This is a genomic window from Chryseobacterium salviniae (genome assembly GCF_035819015.1).
GTDB lineage: Bacteria > Bacteroidota > Bacteroidia > Flavobacteriales > Weeksellaceae > Chryseobacterium > Chryseobacterium salviniae.
The window spans coordinates 1-13665 of sequence record NZ_JAYLAA010000053.1 but is presented as its reverse complement, the minus strand read 5'-3'; the positions used below and the strand labels follow the sequence as shown (position 1 = coordinate 13665).

Sequence of the window (13665 nt, the reverse complement as noted above, 5' to 3'; positions counted from 1 at the left end):
AAGACATATTGTTGGAGGAGGACCGGTAACAACTTGTTCCGGCATTTGTTATGCTAATTATTTAAGTGACGGATCCGGAAGATGCATTGCTCCACCTTGTACAAATTATGGTACTGAAAGTCAGGGCCAGTGTTGCTACTAAACTTTTACAGTATAATAAAGGAGCGAGATTTTTCGCTCCTTTTTTTATTTAATTAAAAGCTTCCACGCTTCATCAATTTTGCTGTCCAGCAGCAGTTGCTGTGCGCTTTTATGTATGGTTTCATCTGCGTGAAAATTTCCTTCCGGCAAAACTTCTACATTAGCAAGCATTCCCAAATCGTTTCCTGTAAATATTTTACTTAATCTGATTTCATCGGGAAGAAGGTCAAATCCGATTCCTTTGGTTACCAATGGTTTGGGTACTTCAAAAAGATTGCTTTCATTATTCCTTGAATACCAGTTGCTTCCCAAACGTGCGACCATATCAAGCTTTGCCTGATCAAGATTTCCTTCATTATTCAGATATTCTTCCCTGATATGAATTTTCTGCACTTCACAAATCACCAGGTTTCCTGCTCCCCCCTGATCTCCCAACGGTTTTACTTCCAGAACTTTACACTCGAAATTTACTGGGCATTCTTCAATTAATTTAGGCTGAACAAGATCAGCATCTCTCATAGTCAGTCCCGATTTGATAAATTCATTCACGCCGTCACCATATTCTGTGGAGGCCAATGAAATCTGTTGGACAATAGGAAAATTTACGGTTCCTATTACCACTTCAGGAACTTCCAGTACATTTTCCAGGGTATGTTTGGTGGTATTGTCGCGTACTCTTCTCGAAGGAGAAAAGATCAGAATCGGAGGTACCGTACTGAACATATTAAAAAAACTGAACGGCGATAAATTGCTGTTGCCGTTTTCATCAACCGTTGAAGCCAGCGCAATCGGACGTGGCGAAATGGCCGTCTGCATAACCGTCTGCAGCTGTACAGGTGTTATTTCGGATGGAATGAGTGTTTTCATTTCTGTTAATTGTAACACAGTAGTCACATTAGATTTTTAGATTATTATATTGAAAATATTTTAGAACACATTAGATAGAAAATCAAGATTTTCATTAACTGAGTTTTTTAAAATCTTTACTAACAAAAGTTTCAGTCCCCTCACTGTATAAATTATAAACATTAAAATTAACTAATATTGATTTCGGAACTTTGAGTAAGTTCATATAGTTCATAGTTTGTGCTTTATGAATTTTATGAAGTTCTTCAACCGATTTAATTTCTACTATAATCGCATGTTCGACCAAGAAATCACATTTTACTTTACAATTAATATTTAAATCTTTATAAATGAGCGGTATTTCGAGCTCGCTTTCGTATTGAATGTCAAGCAGGTCAAACTCCCTTTCCAGGCATTTATGATAAACATCTTCACACAGGCCAGGGGCCAACAACTTTATGAACTTCAATACATGCTCCAATTATTTTGTATGTAAGTTCATTAACATATTTTTTTGTAAGTTTTTTCATCTGTTTGTGCTCTGAAACGAAAATCGAAGATTTTCATTCTTATGTGTTCTTCTCTAACGTTTTTACGATAAAATCTCTTTGTGACTTATGTGTTTAATGTTTGATATTACATTATTTGGATGGAATAATTTTACCTGAAACTTCACCGAAGCCCACTCTCACGCCATCTTTTTCAGCCCAGGCTTTCATCGTCACAGTATCATTATCGTTAATGAATTTTCTTTCTTCGCCGTTGCTTAACGTGATAGGGTTTTGGCCTCTCCACGTCAGTTCGAGCATAGAACCGAAAGATTTAGGATCGCTTCCTGAAATAGTTCCGCTGGCGTACATATCTCCAACTTCAACATTGCAGCCATTTACCGTATGATGCGCCAATTGCTGCGTCATGTTCCAGTACATATGCTTGTAGTTGCTTTCTGAGATTAAATTTTGTTCTCCGTTTTCAGGCTGAATATACACTTCAAGGTTGATGTCATAATTTTTATCACCTTCAAACTGTAAATATTCCAATACTTCCGGATCCTGTTTTGGCGAAGCTGTTCTGAAAGGTTCAAGCGCTTCAAGAGTAACCACCCACGGCGAAACGGAAGATCCGAAGTTTTTAGCTAAAAATGGCCCGAGCGGAACATATTCCCAGGACTGGATATCTCTCGCCGACCAGTCGTTGAAAATTACCATTCCGAAGATGGCATCTTCTGCTTCTTTCGTGGAAATGCTTTCGCCCATCTCGGTGTTTTTGTTAATAATGAAGGCCATTTCAAGTTCAAAATCAAGCTGTTTGCAAGGCCCGAAAACAGGCTTTTCAACATCCGCAGGCTTCATCTGCCCTTTAGGACGGTTGATCTCGGTTCCGGATACAACAATGGAAGATGCCCTTCCGTGATATCCTACCGGAAGATGTTTCCAGTTGGGCAACAAAGCATTGTCGGGATCCCTAAACATTTTACCCACATTGGTTGCATGCTCAATGCTGCTGTAAAAATCTGTGTAATTCGGGATGTGTACCGGCATCATCATTTTTACTTTATCCAAATCGTAGAACGCTTCTTCAATTGTTTTTTCGTCTTTAGACAAGATAGAATCTTCCTGTAGCAATTGTTGAATTTTTTGACGTACTGCATTGGTGATCGGTTTTCCCAGTTCTATAAATTCGTTTAACGTATACGCTTCAAATACATTTTCTATCAGACCTTCGATTTCTTCAAAATACCCGTAGTCATAAAGCGTTGCCAAGTCAATGACCTGATCTCCGATTCTTGTGCAGCATCCGATGTATTCTTTGTTGAAAACAGCTACTCCGAACGGAATATTATGGATGGAAAAATCTGATTCTGAGGAATATTCTACAAATGATTTCATAATTTAGAGTTTATGTGGATTTATTCAAAAATCCGTTACAATTTTTAATTAATATATTTTGAATCTGTTCTAAAATATTAGCTTAAGCTTATTCAAAACAAAAGCTTCAAATATTTATTTTTTCGATTTAGTTTTAGATTTGTTGGCAGAAATGGCCGCTTCGTCAATCCATCTGGTTTTGGTGTTGACGTCAATGAGGTACAGGATATTGCCCTGCTTCGTTAAAAGTAATGTTTTGGTAAGCGGGATCGGAACTTTCTGATTTTCCAGCATATCGGCTCTCAGAGAAATAATGTTTTTCTTTCTGATGATATCTCCTGAAAAAACGTTGGAAGTACTTTTCCCAGTCGCCTTGTCGTCGAATACTTCTACGTAAGTGGCTTTACTTCCCTTGATAATAATAAAATCCCTTTCCGTGTGGTCTGCCTCATCCTTGATGAAAACAAATTTTTTGTTGTCAATATTCACAGATTCCAGATTCTGGTTCACGCCCGATCTTTCTTCAAGCCGCGTAAGAATCTGATCCATTGTTCCGTACTGCGCTTTTGCAGTACATATTGCCCCGGCAAATAGAATTGCTAATAATGTTTTCCTCATAATGATGTGCTTATAAAAAAGTTTTGTCAAGACTTTTGATCCTGACAAAACTTGATATTGTTATTAAAATTAAAGATTTCCTCTTCTTTCCTGCTCTTTTTCCAGCGCTTCAAATAGTGCTTTGAAATTTCCTGCTCCGAAGCTTTGTGCGCCGTGTCTTTCAATGATTTCAAAGAAAAGAGTAGGGCGGTCTTCTACAGGTTTTGTAAAGATCTGTAATAAATAGCCTTCTTCATCATGATCAATAAGGATGCCTAACTCCTGAAGTTTCTTAATATCTTCATCAATATGTCCCACTCTTTCAGGAACCATATCATAATAAGCCTCCGGCGGAGCGGAAAGGAATTCAACGCCACGTTTCTTCAGTTCTGTTACGGTATGGATGATGTCTTTTGTGGCTACCGCAATATGCTGTACTCCTTCTCCTTCGTAGAAATCAAGATATTCTTCTACCTGTGATTTCCTTTTGCCTTCTGCCGGTTCATTAATCGGGAATTTTGCATATCCGTTTCCGTTTGACATTACTTTAGACATTAAAGCAGAATATTCCGTATTGATCTGTTTGTCATCAAAAGAAAGGATGTTTACAAATCCCATCACTTTTTCGTACCATTCTACGGTAGGGATCATTCTGTTCCAGTCTACATTTCCTACACAGTGGTCTACGTAAAGCAATCCTGCTTCTTCAGGATTATAAGCACTCTCCCATTTTTCATAGCCCGGCATGAAAGGGCCTGTATAGTTTTTTCTTTCGATGAACATGTGTACGGTTTCTCCGTATGTATAGATTCCGGACATTTTTACTTCACCGTTTTCATCGGTTAAAGTTACCGGCTCCAGGTAAGGTTTTCCTCCTCGTTTGGTTGTTTCTTCGAATGCTTTATAAGCGTCATCCACCCAAAGTGCCAAAATTTTTACGCCGTCTCCATGTTTTTTTACGTGTTCATTGATTGGGGAATCAGATTTTAATCCTGTTGTAAGCACCAATCTGATTTTTCCCTGCTGAAGAACGTATGAAGCACGATCTCTCACTCCGGTTTCAGGACCGGCATAAGCAACAGACTGGAAACCGAAAGCGGTTTTATAATAATGCGCAGCCTGTTTTGCATTTCCTACATAGAACTCAATATAATCTGTACCATTGATCGGTAAAAAATTTTCTGCTTGAGCAATTTTTTCGGCAAATGTAAGTGTTGACATATTTCTATTTTTACTTTTATATTTATAGGACGCAAATTACGAATTTCTCACTAATACGAAAAATATTAACAAACAAACGTTAGGTAAGCATCAGAAAACTAATTTAAAATGATAATCACTAATGCTTAAACCTTTCGTAAGCTGCCCTTTCCAGCATTTCCCGGTCATCAGGATGCGCAATGCTGATAAGCTCCTGTGCTCTTTGCTTTAAATTTTTACCATATAAATAAGCGGTTCCGTATTCAGTAACTACCCAGTGAATATGGCCTCTTGTCGTAACAACACCAGCTCCCGGTTTCAGGTAAGGAACGATTCGGGATATTCCTTTCTTTGTTCTTGAAGTAATCGCAATGATCGGTTTTCCGTCTTCACTTAAGGCGGCGCCTCTCATAAAATCCATCTGGCCTCCGATTCCGCTGTACTGAATGGTTCCGATGGAATCTGCGCAAACCTGTCCGGTAAGATCAATCTCAATGGCTGAATTAATGGCAACCATTTTTTTATTTCTCATGATATTGATCGGGAAATTTACCGTGCTTACGTCGTCAAAAGAAAATACCGTATTGTCATCAACATAATCATAAAGCCTTCTGGTTCCGAAACAGAAACTTGTAATTGTTTTATTGTCGTTGTATCCTTTATGTTTATTGTTGATCACGTCATTCTGGATAAGATCAATAACACCATCGCTCAGCATTTCGGTATGAACGCCAAGATCTTTATGATTTCCCAAGCATTTTAAAACAGCATCCGGAATCGTTCCGATTCCCATCTGCAGGGTAGAACGGTCTTCAATGAGTTCTGCCACATTTTTCCCGACTTCCATTTCTTCAGTACCCACTTTAGAACCGTAATCAACAGTCGGAAGTTCTTCTTCATGCCATACCAATTTGGTAATTCTGCTGATATGGATCATTCCGTCACCGTGCGTTCTCGGCATTAAAGGATTAACAATTGCGACAATGATTTTCGCTGTGTCTACTGCTGCTCTGGCAACGTCTACAGAAGTTCCCAAAGTACAGAATCCATGCTTATCCGGAGGAGAAACGGTAATTAAAGCAACATCTAAAGGCAGAATATTTTTCCTGAAAAGAATAGGAATTTCACTTAAAAAAACCGGTACAAAATCTCCTCTGTCTGAGTTTACGGCGTCTCTCACCGGAGTAGAAACAAACAGGGAATTGACAAAAAATTTATCCTTATATTGAGGCTTGGCAATTTCAACATTTCCCTGCTGGGTAATGGAAACCATTTCCACATTTTCCAGCCGGTGAGACTGTCTCGCCAATTCGTCAATCAGATAGTTAGGGGTACATGCGCTTCCATGGAAGAAAACGCGGTTTCCGCTTTTGATGGTATAAATGGCTTCCTCTGCACTGATATAATTGTACATACTCAATTTTTTTATAAATTTTTCTGACTTAAAGATAGTTGATATTGTTTTTACAAAGCCCAAAAAATCATCAGATTTTTATCATATTCTATAAATCATGTTATATAAAAAGACCGAATCATGACAGATTCGGTACTATAATATTTTTATGAAATTCTTATTATTCCTGAGAGCGGTCTTCCAGCGTTTTGTCCTGTTCCTCCAGCCATGAAGTTTTATAGGATGGATCTTCCACCTTTAAAGCTTCTTCCGTGATTTTCAGGGGACGGAACGGATCAACCATCACTGCGTATTCTTCGGTGAATTTTTTCCCGATGCTTCTTTCCATTGCTCCGGGATGCGGGCCGTGTACAATTCCGCCCGGATGAAGGGTGAAGTCCATCAGATCAATATGATTTCGGCTCATGAAATCTCCTTCGGTGTAGAATAAAACTTCATCGGAATCGATATTCGAATGGTTGTATGGCGCAGGAATAGCCATCGGATGATAATCATACATCCTTGCACAGAATGAGCACACCACAAAATTATGGCCTTCAAAATTCTGGTGTACCGGCGGCGGCTGGTGAATTCTTCCTGTAATCGGTTCAAAGTTTTTAATGTTGAATTTATAAGGATAAAAATAGCCGTCCCATCCTACTACGTCAAAAGGATGCGTAGCGTAAATAAAATCCGTAATCTGGTTTTCTTTTTTTACTTTAATTAAAAATTCCCCTTTTTCATCTTTTGGTTTCACAAAAGTTGGTGCAACGATATCTCTTTCACAAAACGGAGAATGTTCCAGCAGCTGACCAAATTCATTTCTGTATCTTTTCGGAGTGTAAATCGGGGAGTGGCTTTCCAAAACGAAAAAAACAGTATCATCGGAATGCAGTTCCACCTGATAAATGGTTCCTCTTGGAATAATTAAATAATCGCCTACAGAAAATTCCAGGTTGCCGACAAACGTTTTAAGGATGCCGTTTCCCTGATGTACGAACAAAAGCTCATCACATTCTGCATTTTTATAAAAATAATCTGTTGATTTTCTCGGTTTGGAAAGTCCCATTTTAAGGTCATTGTTAACCATGAGAAATTTTCTGCTGTCTAAAAAATCATCTTCGGGGGTTACATTCATTCCCTTGAACATTCTTGGTGTGACATTTTTGTCAACAGCAATTTTGGGCGTCACATCTTTAGCATTACCAATTGATTTGATCTGCGTTGGACGGTGGATATGGTACAATAAAGAAGAAATTCCATGAAAGCCTTCGGTCCCGAAAAGCTGTTCATAGTAAAATTTATCTTCCGGAGATTTGAAAATCGTATGTCTTTTTTGGGGAATATTTCCCGACTGATGATATCTCATTTTACTTTAATATGTCGTTTTTCAAATGTAATACTTTTTCATTAAATCAGTTTTACGAATTTTTCACTTAGATTTTATAGGTTTTCCGAAAATTCCTGATTAAGCTTGAAAACTGAATTCTCTCAAAAAGTTATTTAATAGTTTCTTAATACTTGAGAGTAGTAAGCAGGACAAAACCCACTTAAAGCAATTTCAAAAGCTAAATTAACAACAATATTTCTGTTTTTTTGATTTCATAATTCAGAATTTTTTTGTTAATTTAATGCAACATTGTTGCGATTTTAAAATTTATATTTACTTTTGCAACAAAGTTACAATAAGACAATGAAAACAAAAATTTTAGATATACTTGGAGCTTCAGCTGCTTTGCTTTGTTTGATTCACTGTATCGCATTTCCTGTATTAATGATCGTGCCATTTGGGATTTCCCATAACGCATTTATCGATTTATTCTTTTTCGTTATCGGTGTATTCATTGTTTTCCGCATTACAAAAAAAACCAAAAGTATTACCCTCAGAATTTTATTTTGGTCTTCAATTTTATTAATTGGTATTTCTGTAGGACTTGATTTTATGTTTCATATTCATTCAGAATTAATTCTTGCCGGGGCAGCAGGTTTGATCACCGCTCATATTTTAAATTTCAAAAATCATAAACATTAAATAATTTACCTGATCATGCAGAATAGAATTCCCGTTACAGTACTTAGCGGATTTTTAGGAGCCGGAAAAACAACTTTGCTCAACCATATTTTACATAATAAAGAACGGTTGAAAGTAGCTGTCATTGTGAATGATATGAGTGAAGTAAACATAGATGCTCAATTGGTGAAAAACGAAAACACTCTTTCCAGGACAGAAGAATCTTTAGTTGAAATGAGCAATGGCTGTATTTGCTGTACTTTGAGAGAAGATCTTCTGGTAGAAGTAGAAAAGCTTGCTAAAGAAAATAGGTTCAATTATTTGTTAATCGAAGGAACCGGTATTGCAGAGCCAGTCCCGATTGCCCAGACATTTTCCTATGTTGATGAAGAAAGCGGGATTGATTTGTCTCAGTTTAGCTACATAGATACAATGGTAACCGTTGTAGATTGCCTTAACTTTTTCAAAGATTTCGGATCAGGCGATTTGCTTATGGACCGGGATTTGACGGATATGAAAGGGGATTACAGAACCATTGTAAATCTTCTTACAGATCAGGTGGAGTTTGCCAATGTCATAATTCTTAATAAAACCGATCTTGTTGATGAAGACAGTGTAAAATTCCTGAAAGCAGCAATTAAAAAACTCAATCCTGACGCAAAATTTATTACTTCGGAATTTGGTAAGGTAGATCCTAAAGAAATTCTTAATACAGGCCTTTTTGATTTTGATACTGCCCAGATTTCTGCGGGCTGGCAGAAAGAACTTCAGAGCTCACATCATACTCCAGAAACAGAAGAGTACGGAATTTCTTCTTTCGTTTTCAGGCATAAAAAGCCATTTCACCCAATGCGTTTCTGGAATTTTCTCAATGAAAAATATCCACAAGGCGTAATGCGTGCCAAAGGGCTTTTCTGGCTGGCTTCAAGGCCAAATGATGCGCTTAACTTTTCCCAGGCAGGAGGTTCCTTCCGATTAGAAAAAGCAGGTGTCTGGTGGTGCAGTATGCCCATGAGCCAAAGAGCAATGTATCCTTCATTTGCGGAAAACCAAAAATTTATAGAAAGTAAATGGGACAAAGATTGGAGAGATCGACAAAATGAAATGGTATTCATCGGCCAGGATCTGGAAAAAGAAAAAATGATTGCTGAATTAGAAAAATGCCTTCTCAAAGACAATGAGAAATATATGTTTGACCGGAAAATTTCTTTTGAAGATCCTTTTCCTAAAAATATTTAATTTTCAACAGCAATGAACAGACGAAAATTCCTGAGTAGAACGGTACTTTTAACAGGTGCGTTAACATTAAATCCATTTGATTTATTTGGGAAAAAATATGATGAACGGCTAAACTTTAAAGGAAAAAAAGCCAAAAACATCATCTTTATGATAAGTGATGGGATGAGCAATGGTACACTTTCCATGGCGAATTTGTACTCTAAGAATATCTTAGGCAAAGAAACCCATTGGATGAACCTTTATCTGGAAAATAAAGTTTCCAGAGCGTTGATGGATACTGCATCTGCGAGTTCCATCGTTACCGATTCTGCGGCGGCAAGTTCGTCTTTTGGAAGTGGCTTTCGGGTGAATAACGGATCGTTAAACGTGGGGATAAATGGGGAGCATTATCTTCCTATATGGCAAAAATTTAAAAAGAAAGGTAAAAAAGCAGGCTGTGTGACTACGGTAACCATTACCCATGCTACACCGGCCGGGTTTTGCATCAATTCTGCCAAAAGAAGTGCCGAGCCGGATATTGCTGAAATGTATGGAGAATTTGGTTTCGATTTCATGATGGGAGGTGGCGATGAGTTTTTTAACCCGGAAAAAAGAACCGATAAAAAAGATGTCTACGCTGCTTACCAAAAAAGAGGATATCAAATTCTGAAAAATCGTTCGGATTTAAAAAACATCGATAAGAATAAGCCGGTTTTGGGCGTTTTCAATACTGGTGCTCTGCCTTACACAATTGACAGAAATAACACACCGAATTTACAGCACATGCCTACCTTGGCTGAAATGGCAAAAGCCGCCATAGAACACATGAAAGACAACAAAGAAGGTTTCGTGCTGCAAATAGAAGCCGGAAAAGTAGATTGGGCAGCACATGCAAACGACGTTTCAGCACTTTTACACGATCAGTTGGCTTTTGATGAAGCGATAAAAGTCGCAATGGCTTTTGCAGAAAAAGATAAAAATACGTTGGTGATTATTACCACAGACCACGGTAACGCCAATCCCGGAACTATTTATGGTGCAGACGCAACTAAAAATTTCAACAGCATCGCCCATTACAAATGTACGAATGAATATTTACTTAATAACCTTCACGCAGATTTCAACATTCAGCAAGTTAAAGACTGGATTGCAGAGAACAATCAAATATCTGTTTACGATGACGAAGCCAAACGTATCCTGAATTTTTACAACGGTATAGAAAAAGATGAAGAAGGCCTTTATAACTACAAAAAATTACCTTACAGGGCTTTCTCGGAAATACAGAAAAAGCATAACAGTGTAGGGTGGATTAGCATGGATCATAGTAGTGATTACGTTGAACTGGCAATCTATGGACCCGGAAGTGAGTTTTTGCAGCCATTTGTGAAAAATACAGACCTGCATTATCTTATGCTGAAAGCTGCCGAAGTGGAGAATAACTTTTAAAACAAGTCTCATTGTATTCCATTATGTTTTGTGTTATTGCCTCAGGAGTATATTAAAATAGTTAAGAAAAAATTTTTTATAATTCGTAAAAATTTGTTAGATTTGTCTAACAATTAAATTTCATGAAACAAACACTGTACGCTGTTGCTTTGATCCCTTTTTTTGGATTAGCTCAAGAATCTGATAGTCTGAGAGCTGATATTTCCCAAAAGGATACCATTCAATATAAAAAGGAGAAAACTACCGTAATTGATGATGTTGTGATCACCGGAACGATAAAAGCTGTAAGCAAATCGAAAAGTCCGGTTCCCGTAGAAATTTACAGCCAGAAATTTTTCCAGAAAAATCCTACACCGAATATTTTTGAAGCTATTTCCATGGTTAACGGAGTGCAGCCTCAGCTGAACTGTTCGGTTTGCAATACGGGAGATATTCATATCAATGGGCTGGAAGGACCTTATACGATGATTTTAATTGACGGAATGCCTATTGTAAGCTCCCTTTCTACCGTGTACGGACTGAGTGGAATTCCGAACAGCCTTGTCGACCGGATTGAAGTAGTGAAAGGTCCCGCATCATCCATTTACGGTTCCGAAGCAATGGGTGGTGTCATCAATATCATTACCAAAAATGCGCTGACTGCTCCTAAATTGAGCGTTAATCTTATGACGACAACATGGAGTGAAAATAATGTCGATCTTTCCACTAAATTTAATTTCGGTAAAAATGTCGCTTCCTTATTAAGCCTTAATTATTTTAATTTTGAAAAAAGATTTGATGAAAACAAAGACAACTTCACAGACGGAGCATTACAGAACAGAATTTCCATCTTCAACAAATGGAATTTCGTACGTAAGGAAAACCGTCAGGCAAGCTTTGCATTGCGTTACTTATATGAAGACCGGTTTGGAGGAGAAATGCAGTGGAATAAATCGTACCGTGGAAGTGATGTCATTTACGGTGAAAGTATTTATACCAATCGGGTAGAAGCATTTGGAGTGTATCAGTGGCCTATGAAAGAAAACATTGTTACACAGTTTTCCTATAATTTTCATGATCAGAATTCCTTTTATGGAAACAATCTTTACACGGCAACCCAGAAAGTACTTTTTGCACAGACTTATTGGGACAGGAAATTCGGAAATCATGATATTACGGCGGGAGTGACCCTGAAAAGAACATTTTATGATGACAATACACCGGGAACCCTTTCTAACGACGGTATCACAAATGCTCCAATGAAATCTCCGATATTGGGAGCGTTTGTGCAGGATCAGTGGGAAGTCAACGATAAAAATACAATATTGCTGGGATACCGGTTCGATTATGATAAAATTCATCATGCAGTACATTCGCCTCGTTTTGCGTGGAAATTTTCTCCCAATCCCTATCATGCGATACGGTTTAATTTCGGAACGGGATTTCGCGTAGTGAATCTTTTTACAGAAGATCATGCAGCTCTTACCGGTTCGCGCGAAGTGGTTATTCAGTCTGATTTAAAACCTGAAAGATCAGTGAATGGAAATCTGAATTACATCTGGAAAATTCCGGCAGGAAAAAGCCTGATCAATCTTGATGCTTCCGCTTTCTATACGTATTTCAGCAATAAGATCGTAGGAGATTTTGATACGGATCCTGAAAAGATTATTTATGATAATCTGAATGGCTTTGGAATTTCAAGAGGCGCATCATTAAATGTGGATTACAGTTTCAGCTTCCTTTTGAGTGTTGGGTTAGGTGTTACATATCTTGATGTATACCAGAAATTTGATGGCGAAAGGGAGAAATCACAGCAGCTTCACGCCCCGAAATGGAGCGGAACCTATAATGTAACGTATAAATTTGCAGGCAATCTGGCTATCGACTTTACAGGGCAATTCTACGGACCGATGCGGCTACCGGTCTTTCAGAATGATTACCGTCCGGAATATTCACCTTTTTATACATTAGCCAATATTCAGGTTTCTAAAAGTTTTAAATCTGGATTTGAAGTATATTGCGGAATCAAAAACCTGTTTAATTTTACTCCGAACAATCCTTTGATGAGGCCGTTTGATCCTTTCGACCGGTATGTGGACGACCCTGTAGCGAATCCTAATCATTATACTTTTGATACAACGTATGGATATGCGCCAATGCAGAGAATAAGAGGTTTTTTAGGAATTAAATATATTCTGAAATAATATGAAATGAGAAGCTTAACGATATTTTTATTTTTAATGTTAGTGCCATGTTTTTTTCTTTCACAGATCAAGACAGGCACTTTTCATGATATGGAAGCTCAGCAGAAACAAGACAAAAAACCGGTTATCATACATATTTATACCGATTGGTGCTCTGTTTGTAAAATTGAATCTTATGAATTGAATAAAAATAAAGATCTCATTCGTTTGCTTAACGAAAAATTTTACATGATTGATTTTGAGGCTGAAAAAACGAAAGAAAAAATCAGGTTTCAGGGTAAAGATTTTGGTTATTTACCCAACGGAAATTCCGGAATTCATGAGCTGGCTTTGGCATTATCAAGGAATAAAGAGCAACCTGTTTATCCGTTATGGATAGTCTTAGATAAAAACGGAGTTTTGGTTGAATACCATGAGGGTATATTTACTTCCGAAAAATTGAAGAAAAAGCTTATTGAGATTTTGAATTTTTAGTTTTTAGCTGATTTTTATCAATTGCATTATTGCTTTTCCCGGAGTTATTGTCCTGAAAGAATCTCAACAGTATTTAAATTGCAGTTTGGATGCTGACAAAATAATTCCGCAGGTCTCTCGAATTACGCAGATTTGATTTTGCTTTTAGTTATTATTAAGCAGTTATAGATTTTCCGGAGAGTTATAATGTTGTCGACAACTTTAGCCCTGATTGAAGCTTTGTTTGAGCTCATTTTTTTGTTTCGGGGGGGGGGGGGGAGCCGCCCCCCCCCCCCCAAAAAAAAAAAA

The 13665-nt window shown here is 37.7% G+C and carries 12 protein-coding genes; 5 read left to right on the top strand and 7 right to left on the bottom strand.

Features of this window, described 5'->3' with window-relative positions:
• Positions 1-186: 186 nt before the first annotated feature.
• The 7 genes from SOP96_RS16850 to SOP96_RS16820 all read right to left on the bottom strand — a co-directional run bounded on the left by SOP96_RS16850 (position 187) and on the right by SOP96_RS16820 (position 7414).
• Positions 187-1008 carry a flavin reductase family protein gene (locus SOP96_RS16850; RefSeq protein ID WP_326322063.1) on the bottom strand — a complete coding sequence of 274 codons (822 nt, stop codon included), beginning with the start codon at positions 1006-1008 and terminating at the stop codon, positions 187-189.
• Positions 1009-1102: 94 nt separating this feature from the next.
• A complete protein-coding gene (locus SOP96_RS16845; protein WP_326322092.1) occupies positions 1103-1438 on the bottom strand; it encodes a GxxExxY protein in 336 nt (111 codons plus the stop codon).
• A gap of 190 nt (positions 1439-1628) precedes the next feature.
• On the bottom strand, positions 1629-2876 hold the full coding sequence (fahA, locus tag SOP96_RS16840; protein ID WP_326322062.1) for a fumarylacetoacetase: 1248 nt from the start codon (positions 2874-2876) through the stop codon (positions 1629-1631).
• Positions 2877-2990: 114 nt separating this feature from the next.
• On the bottom strand, positions 2991-3473 hold the full coding sequence (locus tag SOP96_RS16835) for a hypothetical protein (protein ID WP_326322061.1): 483 nt from the start codon (positions 3471-3473) through the stop codon (positions 2991-2993).
• Positions 3474-3542: 69 nt separating this feature from the next.
• Positions 3543-4673 (bottom strand): 4-hydroxyphenylpyruvate dioxygenase, encoded by a 1131-nt coding sequence (hppD, locus tag SOP96_RS16830; RefSeq protein ID WP_326322060.1) that lies wholly within the window; start codon positions 4671-4673, stop codon positions 3543-3545.
• A 118-nt stretch (positions 4674-4791) separates the two neighbouring features.
• The gene (locus tag SOP96_RS16825; protein ID WP_326322059.1) at positions 4792-6066 is read right to left on the bottom strand and encodes an acetyl-CoA hydrolase/transferase family protein; all 1275 of its coding nucleotides are present in this window, start codon (positions 6064-6066) and stop codon (positions 4792-4794) included.
• 160 nt (positions 6067-6226) lie between these two features.
• The gene (locus SOP96_RS16820; RefSeq protein WP_326322058.1) at positions 6227-7414 is read right to left on the bottom strand and encodes a homogentisate 1,2-dioxygenase; all 1188 of its coding nucleotides are present in this window, start codon (positions 7412-7414) and stop codon (positions 6227-6229) included.
• 324 nt (positions 7415-7738) lie between these two features.
• On the opposite strand from SOP96_RS16820, the gene SOP96_RS16815 reads away from it, so the two are divergent.
• The 5 genes from SOP96_RS16815 to SOP96_RS16795 all read left to right on the top strand — a co-directional run bounded on the left by SOP96_RS16815 (position 7739) and on the right by SOP96_RS16795 (position 13377).
• A complete protein-coding gene (locus tag SOP96_RS16815; protein WP_326322057.1) occupies positions 7739-8077 on the top strand; it encodes a MerC domain-containing protein in 339 nt (112 codons plus the stop codon).
• Positions 8078-8092: 15 nt separating this feature from the next.
• Complete coding sequence (locus tag SOP96_RS16810) at positions 8093-9295, top strand: GTP-binding protein (protein ID WP_326322056.1); 1203 nt, start codon at positions 8093-8095, stop codon at positions 9293-9295.
• Positions 9296-9307: 12 nt separating this feature from the next.
• Positions 9308-10720 (top strand): alkaline phosphatase, encoded by a 1413-nt coding sequence (locus SOP96_RS16805; RefSeq protein WP_326322055.1) that lies wholly within the window; start codon positions 9308-9310, stop codon positions 10718-10720.
• A gap of 122 nt (positions 10721-10842) precedes the next feature.
• The gene (locus SOP96_RS16800) at positions 10843-12903 is read left to right on the top strand and encodes a TonB-dependent receptor plug domain-containing protein (protein WP_326322054.1); all 2061 of its coding nucleotides are present in this window, start codon (positions 10843-10845) and stop codon (positions 12901-12903) included.
• Between the two features lie 6 nt (positions 12904-12909).
• Positions 12910-13377, top strand: coding sequence for a thiol:disulfide interchange protein (locus SOP96_RS16795; protein ID WP_326322053.1), 468 nt, complete (start codon positions 12910-12912; stop codon positions 13375-13377).
• Positions 13378-13665: the final 288 nt, after the last annotated feature.

Bases quoted from the DNA above. Each gene is read 5' to 3' on its own strand.
- SOP96_RS16850 (WP_326322063.1), bottom strand. From the start codon at position 1,008: ATGAAAACACTCATTCCATCCGAAATAACACCTGTACAGCTGCAGACG.
- fahA (WP_326322062.1), bottom strand. From the start codon at position 2,876: ATGAAATCATTTGTAGAATATTCCTCAGAATCAGATTTTTCCATCCAT.
- SOP96_RS16835 (WP_326322061.1), bottom strand. From the start codon at position 3,473: ATGAGGAAAACATTATTAGCAATTCTATTTGCCGGGGCAATATGTACT.
- hppD (WP_326322060.1), bottom strand. From the start codon at position 4,673: ATGTCAACACTTACATTTGCCGAAAAAATTGCTCAAGCAGAAAATTTT.
- SOP96_RS16825 (WP_326322059.1), bottom strand. From the start codon at position 6,066: ATGTACAATTATATCAGTGCAGAGGAAGCCATTTATACCATCAAAAGC.
- SOP96_RS16820 (WP_326322058.1), bottom strand. From the start codon at position 7,414: ATGAGATATCATCAGTCGGGAAATATTCCCCAAAAAAGACATACGATT.
- SOP96_RS16815 (WP_326322057.1), top strand. From the start codon at position 7,739: ATGAAAACAAAAATTTTAGATATACTTGGAGCTTCAGCTGCTTTGCTT.
- SOP96_RS16810 (WP_326322056.1), top strand. From the start codon at position 8,093: ATGCAGAATAGAATTCCCGTTACAGTACTTAGCGGATTTTTAGGAGCC.
- SOP96_RS16805 (WP_326322055.1), top strand. From the start codon at position 9,308: ATGAACAGACGAAAATTCCTGAGTAGAACGGTACTTTTAACAGGTGCG.
- SOP96_RS16800 (WP_326322054.1), top strand. From the start codon at position 10,843: ATGAAACAAACACTGTACGCTGTTGCTTTGATCCCTTTTTTTGGATTA.
- SOP96_RS16795 (WP_326322053.1), top strand. From the start codon at position 12,910: ATGAGAAGCTTAACGATATTTTTATTTTTAATGTTAGTGCCATGTTTT.